This window comes from Elusimicrobiota bacterium (genome assembly GCA_016218575.1).
Lineage (GTDB): Bacteria > Elusimicrobiota > Elusimicrobia > UBA1565 > UBA9628 > JACRDN01.
Genome location: JACRDN010000016.1, coordinates 103,150 through 122,045 on the forward strand (window position 1 = coordinate 103,150; position 18,896 = coordinate 122,045).

General features: G+C 61.9%; 15 protein-coding genes. 6 read left to right on the forward strand and 9 right to left on the reverse strand.

The window, feature by feature from the left end; translation table 11 throughout:
* Positions 1-2: 2 nt before the first annotated feature.
* Genes HY921_05525 through HY921_05550 form a run of 6 tightly spaced genes read right to left on the reverse strand, consistent with a single transcriptional unit; the run spans position 3 to position 7,783 of the window.
* A complete protein-coding gene (locus HY921_05525) occupies positions 3-1,178 on the reverse strand; it encodes a glycosyltransferase family 2 protein (GenBank protein MBI5630325.1) in 1,176 nt (391 codons plus the stop codon).
* Complete coding sequence (locus HY921_05530) at positions 1,175-2,572, reverse strand: FAD-dependent oxidoreductase (GenBank protein ID MBI5630326.1); 1,398 nt, start codon at positions 2,570-2,572, stop codon at positions 1,175-1,177. Before HY921_05530 ends, HY921_05525 begins: the two co-directional genes overlap by 4 nt.
* Positions 2,569-3,672: a DegT/DnrJ/EryC1/StrS family aminotransferase gene (locus HY921_05535; GenBank protein ID MBI5630327.1), complete on the reverse strand. Its 1,104-nt coding sequence runs from the start codon at positions 3,670-3,672 to the stop codon at positions 2,569-2,571. Before HY921_05535 ends, HY921_05530 begins: the two co-directional genes overlap by 4 nt.
* A complete protein-coding gene (locus tag HY921_05540) occupies positions 3,669-4,181 on the reverse strand; it encodes a hypothetical protein (GenBank protein ID MBI5630328.1) in 513 nt (170 codons plus the stop codon). Before HY921_05540 ends, HY921_05535 begins: the two co-directional genes overlap by 4 nt.
* Positions 4,111-6,588, reverse strand: coding sequence for a glycosyltransferase (locus HY921_05545; protein ID MBI5630329.1), 2,478 nt, complete (start codon positions 6,586-6,588; stop codon positions 4,111-4,113). The genes HY921_05540 and HY921_05545 overlap by 71 nt, the downstream gene beginning before the upstream one ends.
* Positions 6,569-7,783, reverse strand: a complete 1,215-nt coding sequence (locus HY921_05550) for a DegT/DnrJ/EryC1/StrS family aminotransferase (protein MBI5630330.1) — start codon at positions 7,781-7,783, stop codon at positions 6,569-6,571. The genes HY921_05545 and HY921_05550 overlap by 20 nt, the downstream gene beginning before the upstream one ends.
* 30 nt (positions 7,784-7,813) lie before the next feature.
* Between HY921_05550 and HY921_05555 the strand changes: the two genes are divergently transcribed.
* A complete protein-coding gene (locus HY921_05555; protein ID MBI5630331.1) occupies positions 7,814-9,703 on the forward strand; it encodes a YfhO family protein in 1,890 nt (629 codons plus the stop codon).
* On the opposite strand, the gene HY921_05560 is transcribed toward HY921_05555, so the two are convergent.
* Positions 9,638-10,825 (reverse strand): glycosyltransferase family 9 protein, encoded by a 1,188-nt coding sequence (locus tag HY921_05560; protein MBI5630332.1) that lies wholly within the window; start codon positions 10,823-10,825, stop codon positions 9,638-9,640. The genes HY921_05555 and HY921_05560 overlap by 66 nt on opposite strands.
* 73 nt (positions 10,826-10,898) lie before the next feature.
* Here HY921_05560 and HY921_05565 point away from each other — a divergent pair, with 73 nt between their 5' ends.
* Genes HY921_05565 through HY921_05580 form a run of 4 tightly spaced genes read left to right on the forward strand, consistent with a single transcriptional unit; the run spans position 10,899 to position 13,921 of the window.
* Positions 10,899-11,315 (forward strand): hypothetical protein, encoded by a 417-nt coding sequence (locus tag HY921_05565; protein ID MBI5630333.1) that lies wholly within the window; start codon positions 10,899-10,901, stop codon positions 11,313-11,315.
* A 39-nt stretch (positions 11,316-11,354) separates the two neighbouring features.
* Positions 11,355-11,972, forward strand: coding sequence for a MarC family protein (locus HY921_05570; GenBank protein MBI5630334.1), 618 nt, complete (start codon positions 11,355-11,357; stop codon positions 11,970-11,972).
* A 33-nt stretch (positions 11,973-12,005) separates the two neighbouring features.
* On the forward strand, positions 12,006-12,794 hold the full coding sequence (locus tag HY921_05575; protein ID MBI5630335.1) for an FkbM family methyltransferase: 789 nt from the start codon (positions 12,006-12,008) through the stop codon (positions 12,792-12,794).
* Entirely contained in the window at positions 12,791-13,921 is a 1,131-nt protein-coding gene (locus HY921_05580) for a DegT/DnrJ/EryC1/StrS family aminotransferase (GenBank protein MBI5630336.1), read from the forward strand. Before HY921_05575 ends, HY921_05580 begins: the two co-directional genes overlap by 4 nt.
* Here the strand turns inward: HY921_05580 and HY921_05585 are convergent.
* Complete coding sequence (locus tag HY921_05585) at positions 13,918-14,847, reverse strand: hypothetical protein (GenBank protein MBI5630337.1); 930 nt, start codon at positions 14,845-14,847, stop codon at positions 13,918-13,920. The genes HY921_05580 and HY921_05585 overlap by 4 nt on opposite strands.
* Positions 14,848-15,020: 173 nt before the next feature.
* On the opposite strand from HY921_05585, the gene HY921_05590 reads away from it, so the two are divergent.
* Positions 15,021-17,018: a hypothetical protein gene (locus HY921_05590; GenBank protein ID MBI5630338.1), complete on the forward strand. Its 1,998-nt coding sequence runs from the start codon at positions 15,021-15,023 to the stop codon at positions 17,016-17,018.
* Here HY921_05590 and asnB read toward each other — a convergent pair.
* A complete protein-coding gene (asnB, locus tag HY921_05595) occupies positions 17,013-18,896 on the reverse strand; it encodes an asparagine synthase (glutamine-hydrolyzing) (GenBank protein ID MBI5630339.1) in 1,884 nt (627 codons plus the stop codon). The genes HY921_05590 and asnB overlap by 6 nt on opposite strands.

Here is an 18,896-nt window from a genome sequence, read left to right on the forward strand (position 1 = left end):
CTTTAATCCTCCGGCTTTTCCTCCAAAGCCTTGGGCAGGTGCGCCACGATGTCCAAGGTCGTCCCGAAGCAAAACAGCACCGTGCCTAGGATCACGGCTAGGCCCCCGGCCAGGACGTAGATCCAATGCAAGGTGATCCGCCCGCTCGAAACATACTCAAGGATCGTATCCGAGTTGAGCAGTATCCCGCCCAAGGCGAGCCCAAAGCCCAAGAGGACCGCTCCCTCGCGCAGGCGAGGATATTCAAGCCACCCCGCCGGCCGGCGCACCGCGATGTTCGAGGCCGTTTGAGCCACCATCCCGAAGGCGAGAGAGATCATGGAGCAGACCATCAAGGTCAAAATCGTGAGCAGGCGGTAAATCATGTCCTCGCGGAGTTCGCGGTGGTCCCAATAATACTTGACCGGACCCGCGCCGTAGCCCAAGGCGACCAGGCCGAAGGCGACGCCCAGGGAACCGAAGATCTTCAAGGGATGGTATGAAAAAATGATGCCCAGGATCACCCTGAGAAAGCGCAAGCCGTCGGCCAGCACGTTGAGCTTGGAGCGGCCCCGCCGCTCGAAGTAGGGGATGGGAGCCTCCACGATGCGCAACCCCAGGCAGGCGGCGCGCGCGGTCATGGCCGGCGTGAAATGCAGGCCGGAGGGCAGGGGCTTGAGCCGGCGCAGGAGCTGGCGCTTAAAAAGGCGCATGCCGCTGGCCGAGTCGGAAACCTCAACCCCGGTCAGCCTCGAGATGAGCCAGCCGTAGAAGAGGTTGCCGGCGTAGCGCAAGCCGGGCATCTGGGACTCCTCGTGCAGACGATTTCCCACGGCCAGATCCGCGTGGGCCCGCACCAAGGCTTGGTAAAGGTCCGCGAAAGCCGCCGGGTCGCAGGTGCCGTCGGCGTCGAGGAAGGCCAGATAATCCCCCGAGGCCCTCTCGAACCCGCTCAAAAGGGCCCGGCCGTAGCCCAGGTTCCTGGGGTGCGCCACGAGCCGCACCTCGGAGAACTTGGCGATCAAGGCCTTGGTCCGGTCGGCCGAGCCGTCGTCCACGGCGATCACCTCCACGCGGGAAAGCCCCGTCCTCCGGCAGAGAGGCTCGCGCGCGGCCAGGCAGCGAGACAGAATATCCTCGATCGCCTGCTCCTCGTTGTAGGCGGGGACGACGATGGAGAGGCTTTTGCCTCGGCTCATGGCGCTCCCAGGCGCGCGGCCAAGCGGTCGGCGACCTCGTAGCCCATTTTCATGGCCACGTGGGTGTTGACGTACTGGAACCGCCCCTGCCTGCCCGCGGTCTCGACGTTCTCAAGCCCCGCGAGCGCCGCCAGCAAAGTCCTCAACGCGTCCTCGTAGCCCAAGGTGTACATGGGATGGGCGTGGCGCGCCCGGAAAACGTGAGACTCCTCGATCTCGGCCCGAGTCAGAAGGTTCTCGCGCACCAGATCCGCGACCACGGCTTGGGTCGCGGCCGAGTCGTCGCTCCAGAACCGGTCCCGAGGATCGCAAGCGATCTCGGCCACGAGCAAGGTGCGGCCCGCCGGCTCGATCTTGAAGGCGAAATGCGCGAGATCGGTGATTCTGTTGAAGGAATGCTCCCTAAAATACATGAACGAGGCCGGAAGAACCTTGGGGCGGCGCACCTTGAGCCCCACGAAGACGATGGCGCGAAAGCGCAGTTGGGCGGCGGCGGCCTCGACCTCGGCGCCCAAGCCGGGGCTTATGGCCCCCGCGAACTCGTTGACGGGCAAGGTGTTGACCACACCTCGGCAGGCGAGCGCCTCCTTGCCCCGCGGGCCCAGCGACAGGACCTCGGCCAGGCGCTTGCCTTCGCGCCTCAAGCCCGAGACCTCCGTTGCCAGGCGTATCTCGGCCCCGGCGGCCGCCAAGCGCTCCCCCATCCTGCGGGTGATCAGGGAAAAGCCCTCCTCGGTCGTGTAAAGAGGCCCCTCCACTTTCTCGACGTAGCCCCGCGTCGACAGCGATGGACGCGCTCGCGCGAGCCCGCGCCGGGCAAAGGCCGAGAAGCCTTCAAGCCATTCTAGGATATTGAGGCGCGGAATGCGCTCGCGGGCGAACGCCGGGGAAAACTGCGCGGGCGGGATTCCCCACACCCGCAGGATGTAGTCCTTGAAAAAAATCTTGTAGAGGACGTCTCCATAATAGCGCAGCAGCACCGTCTCCGAGTTCTCGACCTTGGGCTTGACCAGAGCGCCCTCCACGAAGCGGTAGGCAAAGCTCGCCCCCGCCATGACGATGGTCCAGGGAGGAAGCTTGAAGAGGACGTCCGAGACCCTGAGGGGAAACTGGAAGTAGTTGCCGAGAAACTTGATCTGGATGGTGCGCCGGTAGGGGCGCAGTTCATCGCCCATGATGGACTTGATGTCGGCCAGGATTTGAGGGTCCGTGGTGTGGAAAACGTGCGGGCCGTATTCGTAGACGCTCCCGCCGATGCGGATCCCGCCGGCCAATCCCCCGACGTGGTCCTCCCTCTCCAGGAGGATCACCGAAAATCCCAAGGATTTGAGCCGCCATGCCGCGCAAAGCCCCGCGCAGCCTCCTCCCAAGACGACGACGGGGGGGGCGGTCATGCCCTGAACTTCTTGACCATCTCGACGACCTTCGAGATGTCGGAACCGCTCAAGGCGGGATGAAGGGGGATGCTCAGGCCTTCCTCGTTCAAGCGCTCGCAGACGGGAAGCTTGGCCCGGGATTCATAGATGGGATTCAAATGCAGGGGATGGTAGCGCAAGGTGGTGTAAACGCCGTTCTGATAGAGATATTTGGCCAAGGCGTCGCGCCTTCCGCCCAAGACGCGCAGGCAGTAGGTGAAATAGGAGTGCCGGTCGCCTTGAGGCGCCTCCTGGGGACGCAGGAGCCAGGAGATTTCCCTGAACTCCTGTTGGTAATCGTCCCAGATGCGCCTGCGCCTGGTCTGCATGGCCTTAAGCTTGCGCAGTTGGGCAAGGCCAATCGAGGCCGCGATGTCGGAGGGCAGCATTTTTGGAAAAAAATCCGCCACCTGGTATTCCCACCAGCGCTCCTTGTTGGCCGAGGCCTCGAAGCCCGACTTGCCGATGCCGCAGTAGCGCAGCTGCCGCGCCCTTTGGACGAGGGCCGAGTCCCGGGCCGTGAGGCCCCCTCCCTCCCCCATGGCCAGGTTCTTGACGGCGTCGAAGCTGTAGATGCCGATGTCCCCGAGGCCGCCGCAGGAGCGGCCGCGCCTGGCCGAATCCACGGCGTGGGCTGCGTCCTCCACGATGGGCAGGCCGAGCTTGGCCAGCTCCTCGATACGGGCGGGAAGCCCCGCGTAGTGCACGACCATCACGGCCCGAGTCCGGGGAGTCATGGCGCGGGAGACCGTCTCCACGGTCAGGTTATGCGTGTCGTAGTCCACGTCGCAAAAAACCGGGACGCAGCCCGCGAGAACCACGGCGTGGGCGCAGGCGATCCAGGTAAAGGAGGGCACGATCACCTCGGAGCCCGGCGGCAGGTTCAGGAGTTTGACCGCCATGTAGAGGCTGTTGGAGCCCGAGTCGAGGAGCACAAAGCCGGGCAGGCCCAATCTTTGCGCAAAGGCCTTCTCGAAGGCCGCAGTCTTGGGACCTATCCCCATCCATTGGGCCTCGAGGCTCTGGCGGACCTCCGCCAGCTCCTCGGGACCCACCAAGGAACCGAAAACGTTGATCATGCGGTGGCTTGCCTCCGGTAACGGCAGGGGGAGAAGCTCCCGAGCTCGAGCTCGAGGTGATTTTCGGCCTCGCGCGCGACACGGTAGCCGCATTTCTCATACCAACCCAAGGCAGGATTGCCCTTGAGCACCAGGCAGCCGATGCGCGGGCAGCGCTCGGCCAATATGTGGCTGCACAGCAAAATCATGGCCGAACGCATGAGCCCCCGCCCGGAGGCCTGGGGAGCGGCCATGACATTGTAGACGTCGGCGGCTCCCTTGACGAGCCTAAACCCCAGGCAGCCGAGCGACTCGTTGACCATGAACATGAAATCATCCGGCCGCGCGAGGTAGCCCTCGAACCACTCTCTCTGGCCCCGCTCGGTAATCTCGCCCTGGAAGAAGAAAGCCGAGCGGTTGGCGTTCTTCCACAGCCTGAGCCGCTCGAGGTCGCCAGTGTCAATGGCGCGCAAGGCCGCGGGGGGTACCAGCCCTTCCGAGGACAGTCGAAGGCTTTTGGGGGTCGTCATGGCGGCCGTGGCGATGATAGATATAAATGGCTTGATTGGCGAAAAAAGCGCTGTCCCGCGGCCGGGACCAAAGCGCCCGCCACGGCGAGAACGCCCGGGCCCCATCATAATTTTTTTGCGCCCAGTTGTCTATCGCGGCTTTTCCTATTTCATCGAGCAACAGGTAGTTGGGAAGTTTTCCTTTAGGCAGCTCCTCCGGCCGCGAGAAAATGGAGAGGGCGTAGCGGTCGTAGCGCAGCGCCGGGGCGTGGGCCGGTTCGGGGTAGCGGGCAAGTCCCAGGCTTTCGCCCGCGGGAACATGGGCCTCCAGCCAATCCGCGGCCTGGGCCCAGGTCGAGCCCGGCCCACCGTCGCGGCGCATGTTTTCAAGAAGAACGAGGCTTTCCAGGCCGCTCGTGAAAAAAATCAGCGCCAAGGCCCCGGCCCGAATCCCCCGCGGCGCGCGCCACAAGAGAGCCGCGGCCAAGGCGGAGCCCAGGCCCATCAGGGGATAGAGAAGACGCAGGAAGGACGAGTCCAAGGGAACCCCGCCCAAGCGCAGCCATATCAATGCGAAACTCCCCAGAAAAAAGCAGGAGAGGATTCTTCCGGGGCCTTTCCTGCTCGCTCCCCAAAAGACGCCCAAGCCCATGGCCGCGGCTAATACCGGCCCCAGGCCCTCGGCCGCGGCCTTGGGAAGCCTAGCTAACGCGGTTAAGTGGAGGCCCAGCCGCGTGGGAGAGTAGACTTCCAGCTCCCAAGCAAAGTCTTTATAGGAGGAAATCAGGTAGGGGTTAAAGAGGACGAAGAGGCAGAGCCCCAGGGCCAAGCCGCCCAACGCCCACGGCCGCTCTTCGGCTTGGTTTTTCCGGGCCCAAGCCCGGAAAAACCAAGCGACTGCAGGCCCTCCCGCGAAAAAAACCAAGGCCATGTTGGAGCCCACCGCCATGCCGCCGCATACCCCGCAGGCCAGGTAACGCGCCGCGGACGCGCGGCTTTGAATGAGAGCCGCGGCGTAGGAAGCGGCCAAAGCCCAGAAAGCCGCGTAGGGGTGGGGCTTGAGAACATGCGAGTTGTGGACGACCGCGGGGCTCAGCAGGAAAAATAGAGCGGCGGCCAGCCCCGCCCCTCTGCCGGAGAGCTCGCGGCCCATGTGGTAGACGATCAGAAGGCTCGCCAATTGGAAAATAAGTATGAAAAGGCGGCCGCAGAGGTACAGCCGTCCCATTTGCTCCGGGTTCCGGAGATAGAAGCTTAGGTCCGGGGTCAGGACCGCGGCTTTGGTCCAGGACAAGACCTGCAGGAACAGGCCCAAGGGATAGACGAAGGCCCCTCCGTATTGGGCATACAAGGGCTTGAACTCGAGCCTCCAAGGCCGCATTTGGGACAGGATGATGAAGGATTTTTTCTCATCTGGATTGGCGGACTGCACCAGAAAGGACCTGTAGGAGTTGATGAGCGGCGGAGGCGGGAAATCCCAGCCCGGTGGGATCTCCACCAAGCCTTTGACGTAGGTGACGGGCTCCTCACGGCGCATCTCCCGGTGCGAACGTCGGATCTCCCGATAGAGGCCCGCCCAATGCTCGGCCATTTTATCGGCGGCTTCCTGGGAGAGGGGCCTTCCCCCGGGCAGAATCCTCAGCCGCTCCTTTCCAGGAAGACCCCAGCGCAAGCCCCAAAGCCCGGCGCCCAACCCCAGGAGCAGGACCGCCGCCGGGGCCGCGAGCGCGAAAACGCCCGAAAGCAGGATTTTGAGCTCCCACATCATGCGCAGGTAGGACTTGGCCAAGGAAGCCACGCGGGCCTTGGAGGCGCCCCCGCGGCGCGCGTGGTAATGGAAGGGAATTTCGCGGACCTTGCCGCCGTTCTTGATTATTTTGGCGAGAATCTCCTGTTGGACGGAAAAATCCCCATAGTGAAGACTCAACCCTTTCAGGGCCGAGGACTTGTAAAGCCGAAATCCCGAGGAGGCGTCACGGATGGGAAACTCCAAAAGCCAGCTCGTGGCCCAGTTGAGCGCCCGGCTCAAGAGCCAGCGCGACCAGGAGAGCTCGGCCGAGCCTCCGGGGGCGAAGCGCGAGGCCGCCACGAGATCCCAGCCCTCCCGACTCTTCCACAGCTCCCGGATTTCGGAGCAGGGATGCGAGCTGTCCCCGTCCATGGCCAAAATGTATTCCCCCCGCGCCGCCTCGAAGCCCTCGGCCAGGGCCATGCCGAAGCCAGGTTTTTTTTGGGGCAAAACGACGGCCCCCCCTTCCCGGGCCGCGGCCGCGGTTTGGTCGCGCGAGCCTCCCTCCACGACCAGTATCTCGTGGGACTCCACGAGCCCGGCCAAGGTCGCATGGATCTCGGGAAGGAGGACGCGCAGGCTCTCCTCCTCGTTGATCGCTGGGATGAGGACAGTAAGACTAACGGCGGAAGAAGGCATGAAGCTGGTCTAGGATGTGCTCGATGTCGGCGGCGGAAAGATACTGGTGGGAGCCGATGTAGAAGCCCGCGCGGTTGAGCCTGGCGGCCACCGGATACTCTGGCTCTAGGTCTCCGAACATCTTCTTGTAGATGGGCTGGCAAATCAATGGAAAAAGGTCGCGGGTCTCGATGCCGCGCTCCTCGAGAAAATTCACGAGCTCGGTTTTGTCGCCCTGGCGCGCGACCAAGGGATACATCATGAACATGTGCTCCCGGTCGGCCGGGGTCGCGGGCAGCTGGAGGAACTCCTCCAGGTCCTTCAAGCCCTCGCTCAGAAGCCGGGCGTTCCTGCGCCGGGCCTTGATGATTTTATCCTTTTCCTCTATCTGGGCCAGCCCCAAGGCCGCCTCGAACTCTGTCCCGCGGAAACTGTGCCCCACGGAAACGAAGGAGAATCTCTTGGCCACCACCTCCCGGAGCTTGCCGCCGGATAGTCCGTTGTCATCATCTATGCTGAGGTAGATGGAGTCCCGGCCGTGGTTCATGAGGGAGCGCAGGCGCACGGCCAAATCCGGGTCGTTAGTCAGGGTAAAGCCCCCCACCCCGGTGACGATGTAATGGGCCACGTAGGTCGAGAAACAGCTCACGTCCCCCCAGGAACCGACAACCTTGCCCTGGCAGGATGCGAACAAGGTCTCGCAGGAGTCCTCAATGATCTTGAGGCCCCTCTTGCGGGCGATAGCCGATATGGCCTTCATGTCCGCGGGAAGGCCGGTCAAGTGCACCGGAATGACGGCGCGGGTCCTGGGCGTGATCCGGGCCTCGATGAGGGCGGGGTCCATGTTGTAGGTAAACGGGTCCACGTCCACGAACACCGGCCTCATGCGGTTGTGCAGTACGATGTTGGAGGTGGCCACGAAAGTTACGGCGGGAACCAGGACCTCGTCCTCGTCGGTCCAGCCGTATTTCTCCTTGAGCGCGGCCAAGGCCACGTGCAGTGCGCTGGTGCCGGAATTGCAGAAGGCCGCGAAGCGGCAGCCGTGGGCCCGGGCGAAGGACTCCTCGAAACGCCGGGAAAAAGGGCCGTAGGAGATGCGGTTGGACCTGACGACTTGGGAGAGGTACTTTTTTCCCCGGGGGCCGATCTTAAAGTCGCCGACCGTCACCGCGCGCCGAGACGGCGCGGCCTTGCTGGCTTTCAATGTCGTCGCCACAAGCCTATCGTATTAAATATAATCCCCCACGTGCCAGAGCGCCAAAAAACACGGCCGATGCTCCTTCCTTTTTTTATTTTTCTGACCCTTCTCGTCCTTGCTTGGAGAAAACTGCTGCTCGAAGGACTGCTCCCCATAGACGGGAACATGATCGCGGTCTCCTACCCGAATTGGCGGCTCGCCCGCTCTCTCTGGGAAAACCCCAGGCTTCCCCTATGGAATTCTTGGCGCAACATGGGCACCCTCCATTCAGCCGATCCCATCACCTCGGCGCTCTATCCGCTCCAATGGATTTTCAGCGCTTCCGGGGATTTCCCGGAATACGTGAGGCTCTGGGTCGTCTTTCACTCTTTACTGGCCGCGGGATTTGCCGCAGCCCTCGCCTGGCGTTGGACCAAGCGGCCTTCTTCCTGCATCGGCGCGGCCTTTACATCGGCCCTCAACGGCTTCTTCATGGCCCGGATCGTCTTCCCCCATCACCTGGCCTCGGCCTCATGGCTCATGCCCGTGCTTTACGCCGTGGAAACCCAGTCTTGCGCGGGCATCGGCGCCGGCCTGGCCATGCAATGGCTGGCCGGCTACCCCACCTTCAGCCTATTGACCGTTCTGGCGGCCGGGATTTTGGCTTTTGCCAAGGGCGGCAAATCGCTCAAAGCGTTGGCCAAAGGAGGACTGTGGGCGGCGGGGCTTTCCGCGGTCCAGCTCCTGCCTTTCCTGGAGCTTCTGTCCCTCTCGAGCCGCGGCTGGCAGCTCAACGCCTCCATGGCGACGCAATTCTCCATCCCTGCGTTACAGCTCTTTAAGGAGCTGGCTCTCCCCCAATGGATGGCCGCAAGCCCCAGGCTCGCGGGCGATCCCGCCATGGTTTCGTTTTACATCGGCTTGCCGGCCCTAATATTGGCCGGCCTGGGCGCGGCCAAAGGCGGCCGGCTCGGAAAATTCCTGCTCTTGGGCTCGGCCTCCTGCCTTCTTCTCAGCCTCGGACGGCACATCCCAGGCTACGCCGCCTGCGGGCTGACCCGCCTCTTCCGCTATCCCGCCAATTGGCTTTTCCCCGCCTCTGGGTTTCTGGCCTTGCTGGCGGCTTTGGGCCTTTCCCACCTGAAAAGCCGCTGGGCTTGGGGAGCCGCCCTTTTGATAGGAGCCGACCTCGTCCTATTCGCGCAATATCCTAAATCCGCCTGGGGCAAGCCGGAATTCTTGAGCGCTCCTCCGGCCTTGGCCCGAACGATCCAAGGCCTGCCTCGGCCCTGCCGAGTCTACCATGAGGAAGGCCTCATGCGGGCCTGGGCCCAAGGGACGCTGGAGGCCGAGGAGGATTACCTCCTCATGAGGGATTTTTTGGCGCCCTCCTACGGCATGGCCTTCGGAATCGAAGACATCTCCAATTACCAGACCTTGCGGCTCAAGAAGTCCGATGAGTACCGGGCCCAACTCGCCTCCGTGAAAACCCAGGAGCTTTTGGACCGGGCCGGAGCATGCCTCGTGATCGGGCTCAAGAGCCCGGCCGCAAAAGTGGAAAGGTCCAACGTCCTGGTCCGCTTCAATCCCCGCGCCCGGCCCCGCGTTTTCATACAGGACGGAGAGGGAAAAGCGGCCGTGGCGCGGCATGCGCCGGGCAAAGTCGAGGCCGAAGTCGAGGCTCGCGGACCCGTCACTCTGGTCTTCGCGGAAATGAACTACCCGGGCTGGAAGGCCGAGGTGGACGGGGGAAAAGCCAAAATCGGCGAGGACGCCGAGCCTTTTCTATCCCTGCGCCTGCCCCCGGGCAAGCACCGGGTGATTTTCAGGTTCAGCCCGGCATCGTTCTGGCTGGGGCTTCTCGCGAGCGCGCTAAGCTTGGCCGGCCTGGCCTTATCCTGCGCCCAAGATATCCGGGTATTTCTTAAGCACGGCCTCAAGCGCGAAGCCCACTTCTAACTTCCCCAGGCAGTCGCGATGGCCGCAGTTGAGATAATTATAGGGCCGGGCCGGCATGCCCTGGGCCGTGCAAGGGCTGCAGGCGATCCCCGTGCGCAGATCCAAATGCTTCTCGGTGTCCCAAACGGCGCCGTACTCGGCGGGATTGGAAGGACCCCACCAGGTGACCGTGGGAACGCCGAGAAGCATGGACGCCTTGGCAAGCCCCGTGTCGTTGCTTAAAAACAGGGAGCAGGTTTCAATGGCGGCGAAGCTTTCGAGAAGGGAGAGCCGCCCTACCATAGAAAGCATCCCGGGAAAACTCTCCAGCGCTCTTCGAGCGCTATTCTTTTCCTCGGGGCCGCCGATCAAGACGAATTCCAGGGAGGCTTTCTGCGAAAGCCTCCGGCATACCTCTGCGAAGCGCTCCGGAGGCCACATCTTCCCGTAAGGGTTTCCGGGATCTCCCAAATGCACCCCCACCCTACGGCGCGGCAATGGGACGCCCATAAGGTCCAGGACCTTGCGGCGATGCTTGTCGGAGATGGGAAGGCGGGGCCGGGGGAAGGCGGAGCCGGCCGTCATCCCCAGGGCTTCCAAAAGCCTCAAATTCCGGGCCAGGACATGCTCAAAATCCCCAGCGACGCGGGCCACGCGAGTGATCAAGGCCCGGCGCGAAATATCCCCCGTGATCAGAGCTCTTTTAAGTCTCCCCCAGGGCCGAATATGTCCGACTATCTCGGGAACGGCCTCAAGCCCTTGCTGAAAGTAATGCGCCGGCGCCGATAAGGTCAAAACCGCCAGGTCAAAGCCGCCATCCGCTATCCTGCGGTTGATCTCGCCGCGGCCCTCCCGGCCCTGAGGCCCTTCCCAGTCATGGAGCCAAACCTCGTCGACCAGGTTCGTTTCCGGGATTAGCTCCCGCGTCGTGGGATAGGGGTTGGAAAGGAAAACGATCTCGGCTTCTGGATGCTCCCGGCGCAGAACCTCCAGCACGGGCAGGAAAAAAAGCAAATCCCCGATCGCGGCGTAGCCCAGCACCAGGACGCGCTTGACCGGCCGCGGGGAAACGCCCGTCAGGCGCCTCTTAAGCCCGATCCAAGCCGCGCCGAGGCACGCTCGGGCGTGGAATAATGCGCGCATTCTTGAAAGGATTATAAGGGAACTTTTTCGGGGGGTCAATCGTATATAATAGTGAGCGTTTTATCGCCAGCCCATGCCTAAGAGAAGAAGACCTCCGCCCGCCTCGAAAGCCGATCTTGAATCGACGCGCGGCGCCCTGGCGGAGCAAATCGGAACTGTTGAATTTACGCTCAAAGGCGAAATGCGGGCCGTCCAGTCAGGGCTTAAAGGCGAAATCCAAGATGTCCGCTTCGAGCTTACCAAAGTGGACAACAAAGTGGATCGTATCGCTATTGAATTGATAAAGACCAGGGAAGAAATGGCCACAAAAACGGATTTCACCTATATTAAAACCCAACTCAGCCAAATCATCGCCAATTTGGATGGGCTCGCGGGAGAAACTGCAGACAACAGACGAACTCTGCTGGTTTACGACAAAATCATTGGTGAGCACGGACGCCAGCTCAACGCTCACGAGACCCGCATATCCTCCCTGGAAAATCGCTCGTAGTCAAAGCCTTGCCCTGCGCCGTTTCTCGCTCTATACTTATTGCCAATGCTGGAATACGCGCTCTTGACCTTCGCCTCGCTTTTCGCCATCGTGGATCCCTTCGCGGCGATCCCGGCGTTCTTGGCCATGACCGCGCAGGACACCGTGGCCCAGCGCCGCCGCATCGCCCAGACCGCCTCCTGCACCTGTGCCGCGGTGATGATGGTCTTCGCCGCGATCGGGCCTGCCATATTCCGGACCTTCGGGATCACCTTGCCGGCCTTCCAGATCGCGGGGGGACTCATCCTCCTCCTCTCGGCCTTGGACATGCTCAGAGCCAAGAGATCACCCCTCCAGGAAACCGCGGAGGAAACCGAGGAAGGGCGCAGCAAGCAGGACATCGCCATCACGCCGCTCGCCATCCCCATGCTTTCCGGGCCCGGCGCCATCACCACGGCCATCGTCTTGGCCGAGAAGGCCCACGGCTGGGGGCATCGGGCCATCTTCTACCTGTGCATCGCGGCCGTGGCCTATTCCACTTATTGGATATTGGACGCGGCCGCCTCCGGCGCGAAAAAACTCGGGCCCACCGTCCTCAACATCATCACCCGCCTCATGGGGCTGCTACTGGCCGCCATCGGCGTGCAGTTCATTTTGACCGCCTTAAAAATGGGATAATCTCTCGTGCTTCGGCTTTTCTTTTTCTCCATCATGGAAAAGATTTGGCAAGCCTTGCGCCCCTTGGCCAGGACTTTATTAGGCCCCCGGCTCTTCCACGGCGCCATGGAATTTTCCGGCCTGCGCCGTCTTAAGAGCCGGTTTTGGCTCCTCGAGACGCGTCTGCCCGACGGAGGCCGCCTCCGGTACCGCCCGCATGACCAATGCGTCATCTCTGAGATTTACGAGCAAGGAATTTACAGGGGAAGCCGCCCTTATCTGGCGGGTCAGACCGTGGTGGACGTCGGCGCCCATATCGGGGTTTTCACGCTTTACGCGGCCCGGCAAGTGGGGCCGAGCGGCCGGGTGGTCTCGGTGGAGCCTGATCCCAAGAACCTCGAACTTCTCAAGGCGAACATCGCCCTGAACGATTGCGGGAATGTCCAAGTCCTTCCGGCGGCTCTCTCGTCCCGGGCGGGGAGTGGCAAGCTCTTCGTGGCGGACAAAAGCTCGGACAACCCCGCGGCCAACACCTTGCATGAAACGCCGGGCAGGCGGGCCATCATGGTGGACGTGCGAACCTTGGACGACACCTTGGAGGGCGTGCCTCGAATAGACCACCTAAAGCTGGACGTGGAAGGCGCCGAGCTCGCCGTCCTGGAAGGAGGGGAAAGGGCCCTCGCCAGGACTTCCCGCGTCATCATGGAGCTTCACCCGAGCCGCGTAGCACCCGACCGAGTCCTGGACTGGCTCACGGCCCGGGGCTTCGACTGCCAAACTCTATGCAAAGAACCCCTTATCGCCGAGGCGCTGAGAAAAGTCCCGGCGGGGCAAAACCAGTGAAAGTCCCCTTGCTCGACCTCAAGTCCCATCATGAGCCAATTCAAGGGGAGCTTCTGGAGGCCGTCCGGCGCATCGTTGGAACCGGGCAATTCATCCTAGGCCCAGAGGTCGTCCGCTTCGAGGAAGCTTTAGCCGACTACTGCGGAGCCCGCCACGCGATCGGGGTCTCTTCCGGAAGCGACGCGCTCCTTCTATGCCTCATGGCCTTGGGCATCGGGCCCGGCGACGAGGTGGTCACCTCGCCCTACTCCTTCTTCGCCACCGCCGGAGTCGTCGCCCGGCTCGGCGCCAAGCCCGTGTTCGCGGACATCGAGCCGGAAAGCTGCAACATGGACCCGAAAAAAATAGAGAAAGCACTCTCCCCAAAAACAAGGGCGCTCATACCGGTACATCTCTACGGTCAATGCGCGGACATGGCCCCAATTATTGAACTCGCCCGGAAGCGGAATATCCCGGTGATCGAGGACGCGGCTCAAGCCGTCGGGGCCGAGCACCCCGCCGGACGCGCGGCAAGCATGGGCTTGGCCGGCTGCCTCTCGTTTTTCCCCACCAAGAACCTGGGAGCCCTGGGAGACGCCGGGGCCGTGCTCACAAACGACCCGGCCTTCGCCGAGAAGGCCCGCCTTTTGCGCGTGCACGGCTCCCAGCCCAAGTATTACCACAAGCTCGTGGGAGGGAATTTCCGCATCGACGCCCTCCAGGCCGCCCTACTGGGCGTGAAGCTGAAATATTTGGATTCTTGGACCCGGAAGCGCCGGGAGAACGCCGAACGTTATCGCCGGCTTTTCTCGGCCGGCGGCTTGGTCAACAAGGGCCCCACCCTACCGCGAGAGGTCCATGCCGCAAAAGGCCTGGTCCTCCCGCATATCTACCATCAATTCGTCATCCGCGCCCCGCGCCGGGACGCCCTGCGGGAATTCTTGCGCGAGAAAGAGGTTGAAACCGAGGTGTATTACCCAATCCCTCTGCATCTGCAGGAGTGCTTCCGCTCCTTGGGATACAAACCGGGGGACTTCCCGGAGGCCGAGAAAGCCGCGGCAGAGACCTTGGCCTTGCCCATCTATCCCGAGCTGTCGGCCAAGCAGCAGGAGTACGTGGTGGAGTCTATCGCGAAGTTCTACCGCTAAGGCCGGCCCTTCAACACATCCTCGATCCTGGGGGTAATCGCGTCCCAGTTCCGCAAGCGCGTCCGTTCCGGGGGCATAAAGCTCTGTTCGTGGGGAATATAGACCAGATAGGCGTCATAATGGCGGTCCCTGGATGGCTTATAAAACATGCCCGACCTCGCCGCGGCGTCGCGCCAGGATCTGCCTTTGATGGCGAAGGAATCGATTCGAGGGTTTCTGCGCCTTAAGAATGAGGGAATGCGCGACTTGTGCGCGTGCATGGCTCCCACCAGGGCCACAGTTTTTCCGTCCAGATTGTGCGTCCAAATCTCGGCGATGCGCTCGGCCATGTACTCCGCCCTTTTGAGATAAAAATCGTGGTCCGTGGAGGAGCGCCTGAGCTCGTCCTTTCCCTTGTCGGCCATGTCTATGAACGTGATTCTGATCCCCTGATCGGCCGCCGCTTTAAGCAAATCCACCCAGATCTTGGTGGAACGCTTGCTGAACTCGATTTTGAAGGGACTGTCGGAAGAAGTCAAATACCAGGACATTTCATTCAGCCCTTTGATGTCGCCCCCGTACTGGTATCTATCAATGAAGCGCTGCCAATCGCGCGGAGCCTCTATAGCCAGATAGGTCAGGCCACCCTCTTTGAGGCGAGGCAAAAGCGCGGTCAGACCCTTGCGGAAACCGTCGTCTTCATGGGTTTCTCCGATGATGACGACGCGGCGCCGCGCCAATATTTTGGCCAACTCGGCATCGGCCGGGACGGCTCTTCCGGCGGGAAACGGATCATCCTCAAAAACCCCGGGAGGGGCGGGATCGGGGCCCCCAGGGAGCCCGACAGGGTCGCGATCGCCCCGGCTGAAGGAATTGGCGCCGGCTGGAGCTTGGAATAGGAATAAAATACAGGAATAGATGAGACAGGCCAGGCTCTTTCGTTTCATTGTGCGCGATCCCCCTATTCTATCGAGCATAACTGAGCATAACGGCGCCGGCTCGGAAATATCAGGGCCATAAGTCCTATTAACGCTTGGGTCTTTAGACCTAAAATCCCGGCCGCCAACGGGTGGAAACTCGCGCATTGACGGCGGCCAAGCCGCGGGATATACTCCCCGGGATGCGGTGGAAAACAGCGATTATCGCGGCTTCCTGCCTGCTGGGAGCGAACCTCCCCCATGCCATGCAGACGGCGTCTGGGATCGCCGAGGCCCGATCAAGCCCCTCTCCTCGCTTCGTCAACGACGTCGTCAAGGCCAACGCCTGGCTGCGCCTGGCGGGCAAGCCTCCTCTCAGCATTCCCAAGCTTATGGCACAATCGCAGCCGGATGCGGCTCTGCGGGCGGCCCTGCTTGGAGCGGCGGCGGAGGTCTCGGGCCGAGCGAGCGCGAACCCCGGACAGGGGCCGTGGGATGCCGGGGCTTTAGCCCTGTTCTCTCCCGAACAGATAAACGCCTTGGCGGCAGAGGCCAAAGCCTTGATCCTGAGCGCACCCGCCGATGATGTCTCCAAGCACCACGAGCAGACCGCGCAAGCGATGGCGGGCAAGTTCGACGGCGCGGTTTCCCGGCACGCCCTCAATGGACCAGGAACAGCGTCTTCCCCGCGCGAGGCGATTCCGGCTTCGGCCATCGAGTTTGCCGCGAAAATCGAGACCGCCCGCCAGAAAATGCTCCGCAATTGGGAAGGGAACCCTGAAAGCGCCCAAGGGCGATACATCACGCCGGATATTCCCCACCCCCGCTCCAAGCTGCTGGAAGAGAACGTGGATTTTATTCAAGCCGGCGGCACCATGCCCAGGACCATACGAACCAGGAATAACGCCTATCTGCATTTCGAGACCGGCACCCCCGGGGTCATCTTGGCCTGGACCACGGACGGCCAACGCCGAGATTATGTCCTGCGCGCCATGGGCGACAGTTACTACGAGGTTTTTCTTCCGCCTGACATAGAAATATTCGCCTTCGCCGCCTATATCTCAGGCTCTCGCGCATTCGGCTGGGGAGAAATCGAGGACGGCCAAAAGCATGTGCAAATTATTCGCGCCGCGGACGACCCATCGGCCTGGCGGAAATGGCTAGAGGAAAAGCTGCGCCCGGAATCGGTCGCCGTCAAGCGGCGAAACTTCCTCTATGGAGCTATGCACGGCCTTTTTCATATCAGGAGAAAGGCCAAGGCCTCAAAAGATCCGGAGGCATTGAAAGAGATGCCTCCCGTGCCCCCCGGCTCGGCGCAGGCCAAAGACGTCATAAAAATATTGGCGCGGTTCTGGGAAGAACAGGGCTTGGAGGAGGTTCACGGCTCCTTCGATTATTGGCTGGTGATGGCCGCCCTATCCGACTTTCAAAGCCCGGCGGTTCTTTGGAAAAATGTCCATCTGCTGATTGCGCTTGATCGCCCGCGGGCCTTCCTTTACATGGCCAAGACCTTGGCCATGCATCTAAGAGCCTTCCCAGGCCATCCTCTCGAGTATTTCGGAGACCCCGGCCGGCCCCAAGTAGGCTTGGTGGACTTGGCGAATTTGGCCGAAATCCTTCCCCGTTTGGTCTCCACCTGCCTTGAAAAGTTCCCGCGGCCCCATACCCCGGGAGAACACGATCCATCACGGGTGGGCGAAAGGGTCCTCTATTTGTGGGTGATCGCCACCTCGTTAGACCCGGCCATATACTTGGAAAGAATGGCCTGGGTTCGCTTCGGCATAGAGCTCCCCTATCGCCAGAATATCATCGAAGGCCTCAAGGCCCTCGGGCGGCCACGGGAGACCGAGGCCCTGCTCCGTGAAATATACGAAACCCGCTGGGAAGACTACGGCTTGGAAAACCCCTGGTCCGCCCTATCGCTTGCCGATGCATCGGACAACTCCGCGGGCAGGTCCAAATTCTACGCTTTATTTCAAGATTCCCGTCCCATCAAATTCCTCGTTCTTCCACCCTCCAGCAGCGAAAAGGAAAAACCATCCTGGCTGGGAGACCCGGGGCTTTCCAACATGAAGCGCAGAAAAAAAGCCCTCACCCACATAACGAGCGATGACCCCGATGGATTCAATTTGCCCGATACCGTGGATGAAAGGCACGCGAATTTCCTTCAGGCTCTGGCCCAGACCGCCGACTCTTTATAACCGACACCAGAGCTCGAGCATGAGCAGGGCCCAGAGGCGGTAGCCGTGGTCGCGGCGGCCTGACTGGTGCTCGACCCAGATCCGGCGCAAGGCCTCCTCGCGGAAATAGCCGCGGGAGAGGGCCTCTGGGGAGATGACATGGCTTTCCCAGTAGCCCTTGAGGGGGCCGCGGAACCAGCTTCCAAGGGGAATGCCGAAGCCCATTTTCCCGCGATTGCAGATCGCGGGCGGGAGCTTGTCCCCAAACGCCTCCTTAAGCAGCCATTTATGCCCTTTAAGTCCCTTGAGCTTCCACTCCCCGGGCAGGCTATAAACCAACTCCACGAACTCGTGGTCCAGAAACGGCGAACGGCCTTCCAGGCCGTTGGCCATAGAGGCGATGTCCACCTTGGCCATCAAGCACTCCGGAAGATAGCTCTTGAAGTCCACGTAAAGCAGGCGATTGACGAAATCTTCCTGCGCGCAGGCTTTAAAGAAGCCTGCGAGATATTCTTGCGCGGACTCAAAGTTCTCTCCCAATCTCTCTCGGAACTCGCTGGTATAGAGGTCGTCCTTATCTTCACTGGAAAAATACCCCACCATCTTGAGATGCCGGCGCGGCAGCTCCGTAAAAAGGGCCGAGCGCAGGAAGCGCTTGAGCTTCCAGGTGAATCCATAGGGGGCCTGGTATTCCGGCAAGCGCTCGGCCCCGGCCTTGAGGGCGGCCCGGACCGGGCCAGGGAGGGCATCGAAAAGCCGGGCGAGCTTCATGGCCCGGTAGCGGACATAGCCCCCGAAGTTCTCATCTCCCCCGTCGCCGTTCAAGGCCACGGTCACGTGCTTGCGAGTCTCGCGGGCCACGTAGTAGGTGGGCAAAGCCGAGGCGTCGGCGTAGGGCTCCCCGTAATGCCAGGCGAGCTTCGGAAGGACCTCGGCCATCTCGGGCTTGACGATGAACTCGGTGTGCCGGCAGCCGTAGCGCTCGGCCACCTCCCTGGCGAAATGGAGCTCCGAAAAGGCCTCCTCCTCGAAGCCGATGGAGAAGGTCTTGACCGGAGCCGGGGAAAGCTCGCTCATGAGGGCCACGATGATGGAGGAGTCTATCCCCCCGGACAAGAACGCCCCGAGAGGAACGTCGGAGATCAGGCGCAGGCGCACGGCTTCCTTAAGCTTCTCCACCACCAGTCTCTTGGCCTCCTCAGGATCCCGGGTGGCCGGAGCCTTGCCCAAAGGCAGATCCCAATAGCGCTCGACATGGGCTTCCCCGTTCTCGTAAACCAGGAAATGCCCGGGAGGAAGCTTCTTCACCCCGCGGTAGATGGTGTGGGGCGAGGGGATGTACTGCAGGGAGAGAAATTGGTCGAGAGCCTCGGGCAGAACCTCCCTCGAAATGTCCGGCCAAACGAAAAGCGAGCGCAATTCCGAGGCGAAGGCCAGAAAGCCCCGGCCCTGGGCATAGACCAAGGGCTTCTTGCCGATGCGGTCGCGGGCCAAAAACAGCCTCTTGCGGCGCTTGTCCCAAATCGCGAGCGCGAACATGCCCCGGAGCTTCCCGAGGCACGCGGGCCCCAGCTCCTGGTAAAGGGCGAGTATCGCCTCGGTGTCGGTCTTTGTCTTGAAACGGCGGCCGCGAGCCTCCAGCTCACGGCGCAGTTCCTGGTAGTTGTATATCTCGCCGTTGAAGACGATCCAGAAATCGCCCTCGGCGTAGGAGAGGGGCTGGTGCCCCGTGTTCAAGTCTATGATGGCCAGCCTTCGCATGGCCAATCCTGCGGGCCCATCCACATAAAAGCCCTCGTCGTCGGGCCCGCGGTGGGCGAGGAGGTCGTTAGCGGTTTTGAGAAGCCCGGGATCCGGGCTTCTCGAGTCGCTGTAGACTATCCCGCAAATGCCGCACAT